11 protein-coding genes are annotated in these 16,512 nt (G+C 58.4%); 4 read left to right on the top strand and 7 right to left on the bottom strand.

Features of this window, described 5'->3' with window-relative positions:
* The first annotated feature begins 232 nt into the window (after positions 1 to 232).
* Positions 233 to 397, top strand: coding sequence for a chryseobasin-related MNIO class RiPP peptide (locus VF639_RS25535; RefSeq protein WP_473964822.1), 165 nt, complete (start codon positions 233 to 235; stop codon positions 395 to 397).
* Between the two features lie 30 nt (positions 398 to 427).
* On the top strand, positions 428 to 1,561 hold the full coding sequence (locus tag VF639_RS16890; protein WP_331147106.1) for a multinuclear nonheme iron-dependent oxidase: 1,134 nt from the start codon (positions 428 to 430) through the stop codon (positions 1,559 to 1,561).
* A 123-nt stretch (positions 1,562 to 1,684) separates the two neighbouring features.
* Here the strand turns inward: VF639_RS16890 and leuS are convergent, their stop codons facing one another.
* On the bottom strand, positions 1,685 to 4,471 hold the full coding sequence (leuS, locus tag VF639_RS16885) for a leucine--tRNA ligase (protein ID WP_331147105.1): 2,787 nt from the start codon (positions 4,469 to 4,471) through the stop codon (positions 1,685 to 1,687).
* Between the two features lie 277 nt (positions 4,472 to 4,748).
* Here leuS and VF639_RS16880 point away from each other — a divergent pair, with 277 nt between their 5' ends.
* Both VF639_RS16880 and VF639_RS16875 read left to right on the top strand, forming a co-directional pair.
* Entirely contained in the window at positions 4,749 to 9,233 is a 4,485-nt protein-coding gene (locus tag VF639_RS16880) for a PAS domain-containing protein (protein ID WP_331147104.1), read from the top strand.
* Positions 9,234 to 9,306: 73 nt separating this feature from the next.
* Positions 9,307 to 9,723, top strand: a complete 417-nt coding sequence (locus VF639_RS16875) for a response regulator (protein WP_331147103.1) — start codon at positions 9,307 to 9,309, stop codon at positions 9,721 to 9,723.
* 108 nt (positions 9,724 to 9,831) lie between these two features.
* Here VF639_RS16875 and VF639_RS16870 read toward each other — a convergent pair whose 3' ends face one another.
* The 6 genes from VF639_RS16870 to VF639_RS16845 form a co-directional block, all read right to left on the bottom strand.
* Complete coding sequence (locus VF639_RS16870; protein WP_331147102.1) at positions 9,832 to 11,619, bottom strand: sensor histidine kinase; 1,788 nt, start codon at positions 11,617 to 11,619, stop codon at positions 9,832 to 9,834.
* A 217-nt stretch (positions 11,620 to 11,836) separates the two neighbouring features.
* Entirely contained in the window at positions 11,837 to 13,198 is a 1,362-nt protein-coding gene (locus VF639_RS16865) for a sigma-54-dependent transcriptional regulator (protein ID WP_331147101.1), read from the bottom strand.
* Between the two features lie 46 nt (positions 13,199 to 13,244).
* Positions 13,245 to 13,844 (bottom strand): DUF4304 domain-containing protein, encoded by a 600-nt coding sequence (locus VF639_RS16860; protein WP_331147100.1) that lies wholly within the window; start codon positions 13,842 to 13,844, stop codon positions 13,245 to 13,247.
* Between the two features lie 44 nt (positions 13,845 to 13,888).
* Positions 13,889 to 14,719, bottom strand: coding sequence for an ATP-binding cassette domain-containing protein (locus VF639_RS16855; RefSeq protein ID WP_331147099.1), 831 nt, complete (start codon positions 14,717 to 14,719; stop codon positions 13,889 to 13,891).
* A gap of 171 nt (positions 14,720 to 14,890) precedes the next feature.
* Positions 14,891 to 15,667, bottom strand: coding sequence for an ABC transporter permease (locus VF639_RS16850; RefSeq protein WP_331147098.1), 777 nt, complete (start codon positions 15,665 to 15,667; stop codon positions 14,891 to 14,893).
* A 261-nt stretch (positions 15,668 to 15,928) separates the two neighbouring features.
* Positions 15,929 to 16,512, bottom strand: a 584-nt coding sequence (locus VF639_RS16845) for an OmpA family protein (RefSeq protein WP_331147097.1), incomplete at its 5' end; no start/stop codon positions are given.

Raw genomic sequence — 16,512 nt, 5'->3', positions numbered from 1 at the left:
GTCCAGTAGTCCCGACAAGCCCGTGGCCGTGGTCGCCCCCGTCGAACTCAGCAAATAATCCGTGTACAGGTCCAGTGTGCAACTCATCATAAGGTTCCTAAACGAATGAACTGTCTCTGCGACTGCGTAACATCAGTTATTTATTTAACTGAGACATAAATGCAACCATCGGCGGCGCATTAGGCTCTACCAACAGAAGAGTTGTTGTTCACTTAAAACTGTTAGTACAAATATGAAATTGCCTAAAGCTTTACTCGGAGCCATGTTGGTAGGTATAGCCGTACAAACTACGGGTTGTACCAAAAAAGACGCCCCTGAGCCACGGGGAGAGAAAACAGCGAAAAAGGGGCAGGACACAAAAGTGCCCGTTAATTGCCCGGCTTGCGGCATGGGTTGAGTTACAACCAGGTTCAAACAAGTATTCGCAATGGAAAAGCAGCCTGCTATTTTATCTTCGCTAGCCTGTAATCTGGACGTAGATATTCTGTCGGCTGTTTTTCCTTTGCTGGAAGAAGACCGGGTGGAGGCCTTGGAGTGGTCGTTCGACACGCTTTTTTGGGCAGAGCAGGTACCCGGCTGGTTTACGGAATTGCTGGATACCTACGGCCAGCAAAACCGGCTGATTGGGCACGGCGTATTCTTTTCCCTGCTCTCAGGACGGTGGAGTGCCGAGCAGCAGCAGTGGCTGCAACACCTGCGGGAGCTATCGTCCCGGTTCCGCTTCGACCATATTACCGAGCATTTCGGCTTTTTTAGCGGGCAGAATTTTCATTCCGGTGCGCCGCTTCCCACGCCTTACACACCCGCGGCTCTGCGCCTTGGGCAAGACCGGGTCAGCCGAATTTATGAGGCTTGCCGGTGCCCGGTGGGACTAGAAAACCTGGCCTTTGCTTATTCGCTCGATGAAGTAAAGCACCACGGCGAGTTTCTGGAAAAACTGCTCGAACCGGTTAGCGGCTTCTTGATTCTTGATCTACACAACCTGTACTGTCAGCTTCACAACTTTTCGGTTTCCTACGAAGAGCTGATTGCCTTGTACCCGCTGCATCGGGTGCGGGAAATCCATATTTCCGGCGGCAGCTGGGAGGATTCGGCCCTGCGCCCTACCCGAAAAGTGAGGCGCGATACGCACGATGAGGGCGTACCAGAAGAGGTTTTCAGGCTGCTCAACCTGACGCTGCCCATGTGCCCACAATTGAAATACGTAGTGCTGGAGCAGCTAAGTGCCGGCTTAAAAACCGACGAGAGCCGCGCCCGGTTTCAGCAGGATTTTCGGCAGATGGAGGAGTTAGTGCAAAAGCACCGCGCTGGCCTATCGGCTCGCCTCAACGAGCTGTTTCTGCCTTCGCACCTGCCGCAGCCCGGCCTTGTGGTGGAAGACCCCAAACTTTATGAGCAGCAGCGGCAGCTGGCGCAGATACTTGAAACAGCCCCTTCCTTCGACGAAGCGCAGCGTCTGCTACAGTCTTCGTCGTTGGCCCATTCCGACTGGAAAATAGAGGAGTGGGAGCCGTGCATGCTGGAAACAGCTGTTCGCTTGGCGCAGAAATGGAAGGGGTAACACGGGTTGCTTACGTGACAAAACCGAAATGTAAAGCCTGCTACTCTTCATTGCGTACGCAGAAAGGCCCGCCGGATGCTTCCGGCGGGCCTTCTTACTAAAAGCGAAACTTCGCGTTGCGGGCTATGCTACCACCACGTTCACCATGCGGCCGGGCACGACAATAACCTTTTTGGCGGTTTTGCCCTCGCCGAATCGCTCCACAAAATCGGAGCCCAATACGGCGGCTTCGATGTCGGCGGCGGTGGCGGTGGCAGGGAATTGGGCTTGCTCGCGCACCTTGCCGTTGATGGCCAGCGGGTAGTTAACGGTGTCTTCTACCAGGAACTCTTCCTTGAATTCCGGATAGGTAGCCGCGCTGATGCTGCCGGCTTCGTGGCCAAGCAGCTGCCACAGTTCTTCCGCCAGGTGCGGGGCGTAGGGCGAAAGGATAACTACCAACGGCTCGAGAACAGCGCGCTTGTGGCATTCGAGGGCGGTTAGCTCGTTCACTGTAATCATCAGGGCGCTGACGGTGGTGTTGAAGCTGAACCGCTCGATGTCTTCTTCCACCTTCCGAATAGCCTTGTGCAGCGCCTTCAACTCGGCGGGTTTCGGCGCTTCGTCGGTTACGGCGAAGGCCCCGTCGGCCGGGTGGTAGAGGCGCCAGAACTTCTTGAGGAAGCCCGCTACGCCGCTCATGCCGTTGGTATTCCACGGCTTGAACTGCTCCAGCGGCCCAAGGAACATCTCGTACAGGCGCAGCGCATCGGCCCCGTACTGGCCTACCAGCACGTCAGGATTCACTACGTTGAACTTGGCCTTTGACATCTTCTCAACTTCCCAACCACTCACGTAACGGTCATCATCTTCCAGGATGAATTCGGCGTTTGCGTAGTCAGGGCGCGACTTTTTGAAGGCTTCGGTATCCAGCACATCGTTGTGAACGATGTTCACGTCGACGTGCAGGGCAGTGGTTTGGTGCTGATCTTTTTTGCCAAGTGTTACAAACGTATTGGTGCCGTTTATGCGATACACGAAGTTCGACCTTCCCAATATCATCCCCTGATTAATCAGTTTCTGGAACGGCTCATTCGCCGATACCAGGCCTAAATCCTTGAGGAAGAGGTGCCAGAAGCGGGAGTAGAGCAGGTGGCCGGTGGCGTGTTCGGCGCCGCCGAGGTAGAGGTCCACGTTCTGCCAGTACTGCTCGGCCTCTTCGCCCACAAACCGCTCGGTGTTGTGCGGATCCATGTAGCGGAGGTAGTACCAGCTAGAGCCGGCCCAACCGGGCATGGTGCTGAGCTCGTACTCGTACTGGCCTTTGTACTTCCAGTCTTTGGCACGGCCGAGGGGCGGCTCGCCGGTTTCGGTGGGCTTGTACTCATCGATTTCGGGCAGCACCAGCGGCAAATCCGCTTCGGCTATGCCGTAGGCGGTGCCGTCTTTGTAATAAATCGGGATGGGCTCGCCCCAATAGCGCTGGCGGCCAAAAATGGCGTCGCGGATGCGGAAGTTGGTTTTGCCTTTACCGAGGCCTTTTTCTTCGAGAAAGGCTATGAGCTTGGTGGTGGCTTCTTTGTAGCCGAGGCCGTCGATGATGCCGGAGTTAACGTAGCGGCCTTCCTTGGTGGGGTCGGCTTGCTCGTCGAGGCCCTGTTGGGCGTCGGTTACCTGCACGATGGGCAAGTCGAAGTGCTTGGCAAACAGGTAGTCGCGCTGGTCGCCGGAGGGTACGGCCATTACGGCGCCGGTGCCGTAGCCGGCCAGCACGTAGTCGGCCAGCCAGATTTGCACCGGCTCGCCGGATACCGGATTCAGCCCGAAGCTACCTGTGAATACGCCCGAAACCACTTTTACGTCGGCCATCCGGTCGCGCTCCGAGCGCCGCTTGGTGGCGTCGATGTAGGCCTGCACCGCTTCTTTCTGCTCGGGGGGGGTTAGCTCTGCTACCAGCTCGTGCTCGGGCGCCAGCACCAGGAAGGTGGCGCCGTAGATGGTATCGACGCGGGTAGTATACACCTTGATTTGGGCGCTGGCGTGGCCCTGAACCGGGAACGTGACTTCGGCCCCAACGCTGCGGCCAATCCAGTTGCGCTGCATCTCCTTCACGGCGTCGGGCCAGTCGAGGGTGTCGAGGCCTTGCAGGAGGCGGTCGGCGTAGGCGGTGATGCGCAAGTTCCACTGCGGCATCAGGCGGCGCTCGACGGGGAAGCCGCCGCGCTCGGAGAGGCCGTCTTTCACTTCGTCGTTGGAAAGCACAGTGCCGAGGCCGGCGCACCAGTTCACGTAGGTGTCTTGCTGGTAGGCGAGGCGGTAGGGATGCACAGCGGTGAGGCGCTGCTTTTCGGTGAACAGCTTCCACTGGCCGGCTGTGAAATCGTGGCGCTCCTGCTCGTCGCCGGCGGCGCGGATGCCCTGGCTGCCGTTCTCGGCAAACTTGTCGAGCAGGGTTTTCAGGGGCTCGGCGCGGTTGGTGTCGAGGTTGTACCAGCTATTGAACAGCTTCAGGAAAATCCACTGCGTCCACTTGTAGTAGGTGGGGTCGGAGGTGCGGATTTCGCGGCTCCAATCGTAGCTGAACCCGAGCGAGCTAAGCTGCCGGATGTAGGTGTCGATGTTTATTTCGGTGGTCAGGGCCGGGTGCTGGCCGGTCTGGATGGCGTACTGCTCGGCGGGCAGCCCAAACGAGTCGAAGCCCATGGGGTGCAGCACGTTGTAGCCACGTAGGCGCTTATAGCGCGACACGATGTCGGAGGCAATGTAGCCGAGCGGGTGCCCCACGTGCAAACCGGCGCCGCTGGGGTACGGAAACATGTCCAGCGCGTAGAATTTAGGCTTGTCGGAACTGTTGTCGGCTTTAAACGTATGGTGCGCTTGCCAATGGGCTTGCCACTTCTTCTCGATTTCCTGAGGACTGTAACCGGGCATGAGTTGTTGGTTGTTGATTGCTAGTTGTTGATTGCTAGTTGGTTGCTAGATGTTGATGTCCTTTTTTGGCTATCGAGTTGTCATAAACAAGTAACACGCAACCCGCTATAAGCAACAAGCGGCGAAATTACGGCGAATTGCCGGGAAGGGCTAATGCCAAACACTCAGGCAAGCAGCACGGTTGTATTCTGCGCCCGCTTCTTGTAGTTACTCTTGCTATCTTTCTTGCCCGTATGCTGCCGACTGGCCCCGTTTGCTGGCTTCTTGTGCTCCTGCTATGCCCGATTCTACCGCCCTTCAGCCCGACCTATATTCTCCTGCCGACCTGCTGGAAACCCTGCTGGATATATCGTTGACGGGCATTGCGCTGCTGCGCCCGGTGTATGCTGCCGCCGGAGCTGAACTAGTGGACCTGGCGTATGTGCGCCTCAACCCGCCTGCCCAACGCCTGCTGCAACTACCCGAGTATCCTGCCAATACTTTTCTGGTTCTTCAGTCAGACGCGCAAGCTAAGAGTCTGTTTGATTTCTACCGTAAGGCCTTCGAAACAAGCGAAGCCAGCCAGTTCACTTTCCAGCAGCCACACCCCGAAACCGGCAACCTGCTGCACATAGCCGCCAAACGGAGCGGGCAGGTGCTGGTCGTGAACCTCACTGAAACCCCTTGCCTCAACGGCCATCTTGCGCAGCCAACACTACCGCAAGGCAAAGAGGCCGTGTTGCTGGCCGTTTTCGAGGCGTTGCCTGCCCCGTACCTGCTGCTTTCTCCCAAGCTGATAATCGAGGAAGCCAGCGAAGCCTATTTAGCGGCTACGCTTACGCAGCGCGACAATCTGATAGGCCAGCACTTGTTCGAGGCGTTTCCCGATAACCCGGAAACGCCCGAGGCGAAGGGCGTGCAAAACCTAAGCGAGTCGCTGGAGTTGGCGCGGACCACGGGGCAGCCCCACGAAATGGCCTTGCAGCACTACGATGTGCCTGACCCCGACAACCCTGGCCGCTTTGTGGAGCGGTACTGGCTGCCCCGCAACACCCCCGTGCTCGACGCACAAGGGCACCTGCGCTGTTTCATTCACGCCGTAGCCAACGTTACCGACCAGGTGCAGGCGGAAAGGCAGCTGCACGACAGCCAGGCGCGCGAACGGGTGGCCCAGGCCGCCGTGGCCCGCGAACGGGAGGTGCTTCAGGCTGTAATCCGGCAAGCACCGGTGGGCATCGCCTTGTTTGAGGGCGAAAACCAATTGATAGCCGCGGCCAACAACCAAATATGCGCCATGTGGGGCTACTCCATTAGTGAGGTGCTCGGGAAGCCCTTGCTGGAAGCAGTGCCCGAATTGCGCGGCCAGGACTTTGCCGAGGTAATAGCCGAAGTGGCCCGCACCCGGGTGCCCTTTGTTGGAAGTGAAGTGCCCGTGCAGCTTACGCAGCAGGGGGCGTTGGAAACGCACTATTTTAATTTTGTGTACCAGCCCTTGTATGGCCCCGACGGGAGCCTGTTGGGCGTGCTCGACATTGTAAGTGATATCACGGAGCAGGTGCGCAACCGCCAGCAGGTGGAGCGCCTCAACGAAGAGCTGCAAACCGCCAACGAAGAATATCTGGCCAGCAACGCCGAGCTGATTGAAATTCAGCAGCAACTGCAACAGGCCCGCGCCGAAGCCGACCGCCAGCGCCAGCAGCTGCACAGCATTTTCATGCAGGCCCCGGCCATGGTTTGCATCTTCCGCGGCCCGGAGCACGTGTTTCAATTGGTTAACCCGTTGTACCAACAACGGGTTGGCGACCGGCCCTTGCTTGGCCGACCCGTTGCCGAGGCCATGCCAGAGCTGGCCAGCCAGCCCATTGTCGGACTGCTCGACGAGGTGTACCGCACCGGCGAAAGTTTCGAGGCGCACGAAATGCTGGTGCAGCTCGACCACAACAATTCCGGGGCTTTAGGCGAAAACTACTACAACTTCATCTACCAGGCTACCCGCAGCCTGGAGGGCGCCATTGATGGTATTCTGGTTTTTGCCTACGAAGTAACCACCCAAGTACTGGCCCGCCGGGGCATCGAGCGCAACGAGGCGCAGCTTCAACGGCTAAACCAGCAGCTGGAATCCGCCAACCAGGCCTTCATGACGGCGGCCCAGACGGCGGAAGCGGCGCAGGCCGAGGCCGAAGCTCAACGCCAACGCCTGGCCGCCATACTGGAGGAGCTGCCCGCCAGCATTGCTACATTTCAGGGGCCCAACCACGAGTACCATCTCATCAATCCGCACTACCAGCAGCTGTTTCCCGGGCGGGTGCTGCAAGGGCGGAGTTTCCGCGAGGCCATGCCCGAACTGGAAGGGCAGCAGTTCTTCGAGTTGTTTGACCGGGTGTATCAGAGTGGGGAGCCATTCAGCGGGCATGAAATCGAAACGTGGGTGGATAGCACCAACACCGGGCAGCTGGAGCAGCGCTACTACAATACGTTTCTGCAGGCCCTGCGCGATACCGATGGTACCATCAACGGCATTCTCAACTTTGCTTACGACGTGACCGAGCAGGTGCAGACCCGGCGGCAGGTAGAGCAAGGCCGGCAGCAGGTAGAAGTGCTAAACCAGGAGCTGGCTGCGGCCAACGAAGAGCTGTTTACGGCCAATGAAGAGGTGAGAGCCAATGTAGCCGAGTTGCAACTCACCGAGCAAGCCCTGCTCGAACTCAACATCGACCTGGAAAACCGCGTGCTGGCGCGAACCCGGGAAGTACAACAGGCGCGGGTGGAAACCGAGCGACAGCGCGCCCGGCTGGAGCGCTTCTTTATGCAAGCCCCGGCCGCCATCTGCATTTTGGACGGGCCGGAACTGGTGTTCGAGCTGGTGAATCCGAATTATCAGGCGCTGTTTCCGGGGCGGGAATTGCAAGGCCGGGCCATATTGGAGGCCATGCCGGAAATAGCCGGCCACCGGGTGCACGAAACGCTTCAGCACGTATATCGAACCGGCGAAACTCATCAGGAACCCGGTCTGCTTATTGCCTTCCAGCGTTCTGAGAATGGGGTGCTGGAAGATCGGTACTTCAACTACATTCAGCAGGCCCGCTACAACGAAAACGGGCAGATTGACGGTATTCTGGTTTTTGCCTTCGAAGTAACCACGCAGGTGCAGGACCAGCAGCGGGCTGATGCCTTGCAGGCCGAAGTGCTGGCCGGGGTGCAGCGCATAGCGCAGGAGCGCGAAACCTTTTATCAGGTGTTCGAGCAGACACCGGCCGCCATCTGCATTCAGCGCGGCCCCGAGCACCGCTACGAATACTTTAACGCGGCCTATCAGGAGTTCTTTCCGGGCCGCGAGCTGCTCGGCCGCACCGTGGCCGAGGCGCTGCCCGAAACCGTGGGGGCCGGCTTCAAAGGATTGCTCGATGAAGTGTACGCCACAGGTCAGACCTATTTCGGGAACGAGGCCCAGTTGCTGCTCGAACAGTCCGACGGGCAGCCGCCCAGGGAAATGTACTTCACCTTCACCTATCAGGCCTACCGCGAAAACGGCGTGATAGTCGGCATTTCCACGTTTGCCTACGAAGTGAGCGAGCAGGTGCAAGCCCGACAGCAGCGTGAGGCGCAGCAGGAGCAGCTCCGGGCCATGTTTGAGCAGGCACCGGTAGGCATTGGGGTCTTTCAGGGGCCAGATTATTTGGTAGAAGTGGCTAACCCCACGCTGTGCACCATGCTAGGCCAGCCTTCACCCCAGCTACTAGGTCGGCCCTTGTTCGAAGTGGTGCCCAGAACCATCATGCAAGGCATTCAGGAGCAGCTCGACAAAGTGCGCCTAACGGGGAAGTCGGTGGTGGCCCAGGAAGTGCCCGTGCAGCTAAACCACAGGATAACCTACGAAACCGGCTATTTCAACTTGGCCTACGAGCCCCTGCGCGACGAGCAAGGCAACATCACCAGCGTGACGGTGGTGGCCAATGAGGTGTCGGAGCAGGTGCTGGCCCGGCAGCAGGTGGAGCAGAGCCAGGGGCAGGTGCAAGACCTGAACCAGGAACTGGCCGCCATCAACGAAGAGCTGCACGCTACCAACGAAGAGCTCAGCGACACCAACACGCAGCTTATCCGCACCAACGTCGACCTCGACAACTTCATTTACACCGCCTCCCACGACCTGCGCGCGCCCATTGCCAACATCGAAGGCCTGCTGCACGCCCTCACGCATCAGCTGCCCGAAGCCAGCACCGCCGATGGGCAGGTGCGCCCCATCCTGCAAATGATGCAAGGGTCGGTGGAGCGGTTCCAGAAAACCATCGACCACCTGACCGACGTCACAAAGCTGCAAAAAGAGCAAGCCCAGCCCAGCCAGACCGTGGACCTGGCCGCCATAATCGAGGAAGTGCGCCTGGACCTGGCGCCGCTGCTGGAATCAACCCAGGCGCAGCTTGAGGTAGAAGTGGATCAATGCCCCACCGTCTCGTTTTCCCAGAAAAACCTGCGCAGTGTCGTCTATAACCTGCTCAGCAATGCCCTCAAGTACCGTCATCCCAGCCGGCTGCCGCACGTGCGCCTGCGCTGCCAACAAACCGAAGGTTTTGCCGCGCTGGAAGTGCAGGACAACGGGCTTGGGCTGGATGCTGCCCAGCAGGTGCGGCTTTTTGGCATGTTCCAACGCCTCCACGACCACGTAGAAGGCACCGGTATCGGCCTCTACATGGTGAAGCGGATGGTTGAGAATGCGGGAGGACATATTCAGGTGGAAAGCCAGCCGGGCGTTGGGTCAACGTTCACTGTCTCTTTTCCCCACTAAGCACGTATACAGATGAGTATCCGCGGCGGTCGGTGATGGGTTGATGGCCGCTACTCTATAGTGTACTGTTTATATGGATAAGCTTCCTAGTATCTTGTTGGTTGATGACGACTCTACAACCAATTTTCTTAACGAGTTATTGCTGAATAGCTTAGGCGTGGCCGACAAGCTGATTCTGGTTCAAAATGGCCGCGAAGCGCTGGCCACGCTCGATCAGTTTTGCAATAATCTTGCTTCTGCCTGCCCCTCGCTCATCCTACTCGACGTGAACATGCCCGTCATGAACGGCATCGAGTTTCTGGAGGCCTACGTACAGCTGCCCCAGGCGCAGCGGCAGGCTATTGTGGTCGTGATGCTCACTACTTCCATGCACTCGCGCGACTTAGAGCGGATACAGGAGCTTCCCATCGCCGGCCTGGTCAACAAGCCTCTCACCAAAGAAAAGGTTGACACCATCCTGCAAATGCACTTTCAGCGGCACTTGGAGTGAGGTGAAATTGTGAGATGGTGAAATGGTGAGTTGACGTGCTGGCCGCGCCACTGGCGCCGTCAGTGCAAACCCGCACCAGCCGAACATCAAACTCACCATTTCACCATCTCACAATTTCACCTCTTCCGAAGGAAGCGTGAACAGGAAGCAACTGCCGGCGCCGGGGGTGCTTTCCACCCATAGGCGGCCGCCTTGGGTGTTGATGAACTCGCGGGAGATACTCAGGCCGAGGCCGGAGCCGCCTTTGTGGCCGGCGGGGTTGGGCACTTCGGCGAAGCGCTGGAAGATTCGCTCGTGGTACTCGGGCGGGATGCCGGGGCCGTAGTCCTGCACGCTGACTTGCAACTGGTGGTCGGGCAAGTGGGTGGCCTGCACGGTGAGGCGGGCGCCGCGGGGCGAGTAGCGGATGGCATTGGCGAGCAGGTTGATGAGCACCCACGTGGTTTTTTCGAGGTCGGCGCGGGCGGCAGGTAGCGTGGGCGGCAGGTTGGTTTCCAGGCATAGCTCTTTGTCCTGAAGCTGCGGCTGCACGGTATCCACGGCGTATTCCACGATGTCGGCCAAGGCTACCGGGCGCACATCGAGCTTGATACCCACCCCGGCATCGAGCCGCGAAACGTCGATGAGTTGGCCCACCATGCCGAGCAAGCGCGTGGTTTCCTCCCGAATGCCATCGGCGATGCGCAAACGTTCTTCGGGGTCGGTGCGCTCGTCTTGCAGCAGCATAAGACTCAGGTTGATGCTGGCCAGCGGCGTTTTCAGCTCGTGCGACACAGTGGCCAGGAAATTGGATTTGATTTCATCCAGCTTCTTGAACTCCGATACGTTGCGCAACGACAGGATATGGCCCGCAAACTCGGTCTGCCGCAATTCCTTGTTGAACGACACAATATGGCTGGCCGTGAGCCGGTAGTACACGTCCTCGCCCTGCTGCCGAAACGTGAGTAGCGGCAACTGCGCATTCCCATTGGCAGACTTGACGGCCGGCTCCAGCAGCGGCTGAAACAGCGTGTGCAGCAACTCGGATTCGCGGCTGAGGTCTTCGGCCTTGTGGCCCACCAGGTCGGCGGCGGGCCGGTCGAGCAGGCGGCGGGCGGTGGGGTTGGCCAGCAGTACACAGCCGCTTTCATCTAGCAGGAGCAAGCCCTCGTCGAGGTGCTCCACCAGGCTTTCCAGGCGGTTTCGTTCGGTGGCCAAGGCCACGCGGGTGGCGCTGCGCTGGTCCTGCATGTAGCCGAAGGCGCGGTTCAGGGCCAGGGCCACGGCACCTACCTCATCGTCTTTGGCAATGGGCACTTGGTTGGTTGGGCCGGGGCTGGCTACGTCTTCCACGTCGGCCGTGAGGCGGCGCAGGGGGCGCAGCACCTCCCGCGGCAGCCGCACAATCAGCGCCAATCCAACGGCCGCACTCAAACTGATAAAAATGAGCACAAGGCGCCGGGCGCGGGCCGCATCGGTCGTGACGCGCTGGGTAGCCGTGTTGAAGGAGCGGGTATTAAGGTCAACGGCGCGGTGTATTTCCGCTTGCACCTGGCGTAGCTTGAATTGCTGTTGCGCCAACGGGGCCTGCTCATCCACCAGGGTCTGGTAGTCGGCTAGCTGCTGCGTGAGCGTATCAACCAGCTCTAATTCGCCCGGCTCGGTGATGTTAGCGGCCTCGCGGGTGAGGGCCCGCCGGAACTGCTCTAGCGGCGCGGCGGCGGCGGGCTGCTGTTCCAGCTGCTCCACGGCCCGCAGCATCTGGAGGCCATATTCCACGGAGTAGAAATTGGCCTGCTGAATACCCCGCGCGCCGCCTTCCAGCCGCTGTATGGTTTGAAACGTGTAGCCACCCAAGGCCAGCAGCAACACCAACATAGTCAGGATGCTGAGTCGGATTTTGTTTTTTAAGGTCATGGGAATGAAAAGTAACGCCAACTTTTAGTGGGCGCTCTGCCAAACGAATGTCTGTTAAGCGACTTTACTTGAAAGCTTAATAGACCGTCATGCTAAGCTTGCCGAAGCATCTCGCCAGAATCGTTGAGTTAGCATCACAACGTCAGCGCGCGAGATGCTTCGGCAAGCTCAGCATGACACACGTGGGTAGAGGTATGCCGGGCGTTGACTATGTGCGTCACAGCCCATACTCCTGCACTTTGCGGTAGAGGGTGGTCAGGCCGATGCCGAGCTGGCGGGCGGCTTCGGTCTTGTTGCCTTGGGTGCGGTGGAGCAGCAGTTGAATGTGGCGGGCTTCCACGGCGCGGAGGCTGTTATCGTCGGGGTTGGCATCGGTGAGGCTGAGCGGCGCGACGGGGGCGTGGAACTCGTCGGGGAGGTAGGCGGCGGCCAGGGGCTGGTCGGCGGGAGCGAGGATGGCGGCGCGTTCCAACACGTTTTTTAGCTCCCGCACATTGCCGGGCCAGGGATACTGTTGGAGCAGGCGCAAACACTCAGCGTCGAGGCCGGGCAGGCGCTTGCAGAGCTTGGCGGCGAAGTATTGCAGAAAGTATTCGGCCAGCGTGGGCACGTCGGTGGGGCGCTCTTTAAGCGGCGGCACATTGATGGTAAACACCGATAGCCGGTAGTACAAATCGGGGCGGAAACGGCCTTCGGCGGCTTCCTGCTTGAGGTTGCGGTTGGTGGCCGCTACCAGGCGCACGTTCACGTTGGTGGGCTTGGTGTCGCCGAGCTTGGTGAACTGCTGCAACTCCAGCACCCGCAGAAACTTGGCTTGCACGTTCAGCTCCAGCTCCCCGATTTCATCGAGAAACAAGGTGCCGCCGTTAGCTTCTTCCAGCAAGCCTTTCTTGTCGGCCAGCGCGCCCGTAAAGGCACCTTTCTTGTACCCAAACAGCTCCGATTCCAGCAGCTCCCTTGGGAAAGCACTGCAATTCACCGCCACAAACGACTTCGACTTGCGCGGACTCGCCTCGTGAATAGCCTGCGCAAACAGCTCCTTACCCGACCCCGTCGGGCCTTCCAGCAGCACCGTGCTATCCGTGACGGCCACCTGCTCGCCCATGCTCTGCGCCCGCCGCAGCGCCCCCGACGAGCCAATCATGGAGCTAAAGCTGTGCCGCTGGCCCATTTTGCGCTCCAACTCGGCCACCCGGCGGCGCAGGCGGGCTTTTTCGGCGGCGCGGTCCACCACCACCACCAGTTGCTGCTCGAAGTCGCCTTTGGTGAGGTAGTCGAAAGCGCCCTGCTTCATAGCCTTCACGCCGTCGGGGATGGTGCCGAAGGCGGTGAGCAGGATGACTTCCATATCGGGCGCTTTGGCCTTGAGGCGCGGCAGCAGCTCCACGCCGTTGGCATCGGGCAGCTTCACATCGGACACCACCACCAGCACGTCGGCGGCGTGTTGTTCCAGCAGTTCCAGGCCGCGCCGGGCGTCGGGCGCTTGCAGAATCGTATAGCCTTCCAGCTCCAGCACCCGCGCCAATAGCTGGCGCAAGCGCGGTTCGTCGTCAATGAGTAGAAGTGTTCCGGAGGGCATTTTGGCGAAGATTGGAGCTTTAGATAGAATGTATTTTGAGAAGAATTTATACTAATAAATCTTTTAGTTTTATTAGCTGCTCACGCCACTTTCGATAAATTGTAGTATTAATTTCATCTTCTATCCACTGCCGAGCCTCTTCCTGATATCCGCAAATAAATAGTGTGCGAATAGCCATTTCATCATTTGGCCTGTGCTCCCAAATAATCTGTTTTAGAATATCATCACGGGACTGAATGCTTTCTAAATATGGAATGATGAATTGCGAAAAATTTTGCTTTACTCTGATTTCTAGATCATTAATCGTCGTATTTTCAGTCAAATCATACCAAAGGTCGGACTGCAATCCGTTTAAATTTCCGATTCGCTTTCGTACGAGGCAATCCGGTTCTAAAAACTTCTCGCCTCTCGGTGTTTCGAATATTGTATCTGCTTCAGGTAAGTAGAGGCCTGTATTAACTGTAAAGCATATATCATTTTTATTGCTAAACATGCTTTTCTGAATGTTTACAATTTTCTCCCAACCAGCAGGGCTGTAAAGGCGAAAATTGTTTCCAGTTTTTCTATACCGTTTGGCTTTAAATTCCGGCCAAAGGGTAATTGAAACTAAATTATCAAACCTTATTTGAGCAGGTGTTTTAGTCATGATAAAGCCACTAGTTGGATAAGCAATAGTAATCCTAAACAGCCTTAACTCCCCCGTATCTCGCCCTTTATTTCCTCCACGAACTGCGCGAATTCGGGTTCGGCTTCCACGTTCTGGTGCCAGGCCAGGCCCATTTCGGCGAGGTTGTATTGGTGCTGCTGGGTGATGGTGGCGCCGGGGATGAGCTGGCCGGCGGCGTCTCGCTCGTAGCCGAGCAGCCACAGCCGGTCGGCGAGGGCGGTGGTGGTGGCAATGTCGTGGGAGACGATGACGACGGTGTTGAGCTCGTCCATGGTCGTGACTTCGAGGATGATTTTCTTGACCTCGTCGATCATGGCTACGTCGAGGCCGGAAAAGGGCTCGTCGAGGAGAATGAGGTGCTCGGAGCAGAGCAACTGTTGGGCAATGGCGGCGCGCTGGCGCTGGCCGCCCGAGAGGTGCGCCGGATATTTCTTGCGGTGCGGCGTAAGGCAAAACCGGTCCAGATAGGACGTTACCTGGCGTTGGGCTTCGTCGGGGGCGTGTTTGCGGAGGGCGGCCACCAGCAGGTTGTCGTGGAGGGTGCGGTGGTCGAAGAGGGGGTAGCGCTGTTGCACCAATCCTACCATGCCCGGCTGCACCGGCAACTGATTGACCCCCACTTGCACCGTGCCGCTACTTGGGGCCAGCAACCCGGCCATAATGCGGCACAGCACCGATTTGCCGATGCCAGAGCGGCCGTAGAATCCGACAATCTGCCCTTGGTTCATGCCCGGCCGTACCACGTCGAGCACCTGCGCATTGATGTCGCGCAGGACGACTTCCCCGTTGAACACCATTGATACACCTTGCAGCGTGAGGACCGGTTCTTTGTAGTTGTAGGGTTGCGGAGTCATGGATGGTGAGGTGCCTCACCCCCTAGCCCCCTCTCCTTCAGAGAGGGGGAACTAGCTGCTAGTTTCTTTTCTAGAGCTAGTTTAAAAGAGGGATAAGCAGGAAAAAGGTGAGTTTAGAAAGCTAGAGCTAGTTCCCCCTCTCTGAAGGAGAGGGGGCTAGGGGGTGAGGCCCTACCGCGCTGCACTCAGTTCGGAGTAGGGGAAGAACACGCGGCGCAGGAGCACAAACAGGTAGTCTTGCAACGCCCCCACGGCCAGAATAACTAATTGGATGGACACGACGCCGGCCAGGTGCAGGTAGCGGTTTTGTTTGTAGAGCAGCAGCCCAATGCCGCCTTCCGACTGGTAGAGCGTCTCGACCAGGGTAATCATAGTCCAGATGATGGCGAAGTTCTGGCGCACCACTTCCAGCATATCATCGAGCTTACCGAGTACAATCACCTCGAAAAAGCTGCGCCACTCGCTCATGCCAAGGGTGCGGGCGTGGTTGATTTCCTCTTGCGTGGTGGTTTGAATCACGCTGGTCATGCCCGTCACGAAGTACACCGTGGCCCCGAACACCAGCACCGACAGCTTCACCTGGTGGCCCGAGCTAAGCATGAGCGCCATGAAGAACGTGAGGCCCGTGAGGGTGAGGTAGCGCAGCTTGGTGGCGGCGTAGGCCAGGGGCCGGAAGAACGGCAGCGCCGTGAGGTAGGAGATGCCCAAGGCCAGCACCGTTGCTATGGCCACCGCCTGAATGGCAGTGACCAGGCTGGCCCACAGCTCCTGAATCAAACCCTGCGTGCGCACCAGATCCTGAAAGGCGGTTAGCACTTCGCCGAGCGTTGGAAACAGCTTGAGCGGGTACAGCAGCCACAGTACCAGCAGCACCAGCGCTTGGCACGCCACCATGGTTAGGAAAACCGACTGGCGCGGCTGCGCATTGGGAATGAATAGGTTTTTCATGGTTGTTGGAGGTGGTGAGATAGTGAGGGAGAAGAGAACGTCATGCTTGATCTGGCGTCCGCGCAGGCGCAGCCTGAGTCGAAGCATCTTGGTAGTGTGGTAAACTCTAACGCTTGTACAACGAAGCGGTAGAGATGCTTCGACTCCGCCTCCGGCTGCGCTCAGCATGACGAGATTAGTTTGGCAATGTCAGCACGCGAGATGCTTCGACTACGCTCCGCTTCGCTCAGCATGACCGTTTTTTTCTCCTTATTTCACCTTTTAGTTGCCAAGTACAATCTCGACACGGCGGTTTTTGGCTTTGCCTGTAGGGGTAGAGTTGCTAACCAGGGGCTCAGTAGCACCATGGGCGTAGACTTGCACGCGGCCTTGCGGAAAAGCGCTCCGGCTCTTTGTTTCCAGCCACTGGCGTACAGCCAGGGCGCGGTCTTCGGAGAGCTGCTGATTCTTTTGCGGGTCGCCCACGTTGTCGGTGTGGCCATGCACGGCTACTTTCAGGTTGCCGGCCACCACCAGGTCGTTGAAGAGCTGGTTGAGTTCCCGCTCGGCGGCGGGGGTGAAGGAGCTTTGGCCGGTGTTGAACTCGATGTTCCAGGCCCGCTTGCTCACGCTCTGGCGGATTTCATCGTCGGCGGCAAACTTCTGCTGGTCGGCGGGGGCTACGGTTTTGCCTTTGTACTGGGTTTGCATGTTCTTCAGCAAGCTCAGGTCCAGCATCTGGTCGAGGGGCACGTAGCTGGGCAGCTCCTTGGGGTAGAGGCGGCTTTGCACGTCGCCGAAGGTTTTGTAGACGGAGGCGTAGATGTTGGTGCCGCCTTCTTCGAGGCCGAACAGGGCCAGGTTGT

The organism is Hymenobacter sp. (genome assembly GCF_036387835.1).
GTDB lineage: Bacteria > Bacteroidota > Bacteroidia > Cytophagales > Hymenobacteraceae > Hymenobacter.
The sequence above is the reverse complement of the archived record's forward strand: the minus strand, read 5'-3'. Positions and strand labels throughout refer to the sequence as shown.

Coding starts and splice junctions, on each gene's coding strand:
- VF639_RS25535 (WP_473964822.1), top strand. CDS start 233: ATGAAATTGCCTAAAGCTTTACTCGGAGCCATGTTGGTAGGTATAGCC.
- VF639_RS16890 (WP_331147106.1), top strand. CDS start 428: ATGGAAAAGCAGCCTGCTATTTTATCTTCGCTAGCCTGTAATCTGGAC.
- leuS (WP_331147105.1), bottom strand. CDS start 4,471: ATGCCCGGTTACAGTCCTCAGGAAATCGAGAAGAAGTGGCAAGCCCAT.
- VF639_RS16880 (WP_331147104.1), top strand. CDS start 4,749: ATGCCCGATTCTACCGCCCTTCAGCCCGACCTATATTCTCCTGCCGAC.
- VF639_RS16875 (WP_331147103.1), top strand. CDS start 9,307: ATGGATAAGCTTCCTAGTATCTTGTTGGTTGATGACGACTCTACAACC.
- VF639_RS16870 (WP_331147102.1), bottom strand. CDS start 11,619: ATGACCTTAAAAAACAAAATCCGACTCAGCATCCTGACTATGTTGGTG.
- VF639_RS16865 (WP_331147101.1), bottom strand. CDS start 13,198: ATGCCCTCCGGAACACTTCTACTCATTGACGACGAACCGCGCTTGCGC.
- VF639_RS16860 (WP_331147100.1), bottom strand. CDS start 13,844: ATGACTAAAACACCTGCTCAAATAAGGTTTGATAATTTAGTTTCAATT.
- VF639_RS16855 (WP_331147099.1), bottom strand. CDS start 14,719: ATGACTCCGCAACCCTACAACTACAAAGAACCGGTCCTCACGCTGCAA.
- VF639_RS16850 (WP_331147098.1), bottom strand. CDS start 15,667: ATGAAAAACCTATTCATTCCCAATGCGCAGCCGCGCCAGTCGGTTTTC.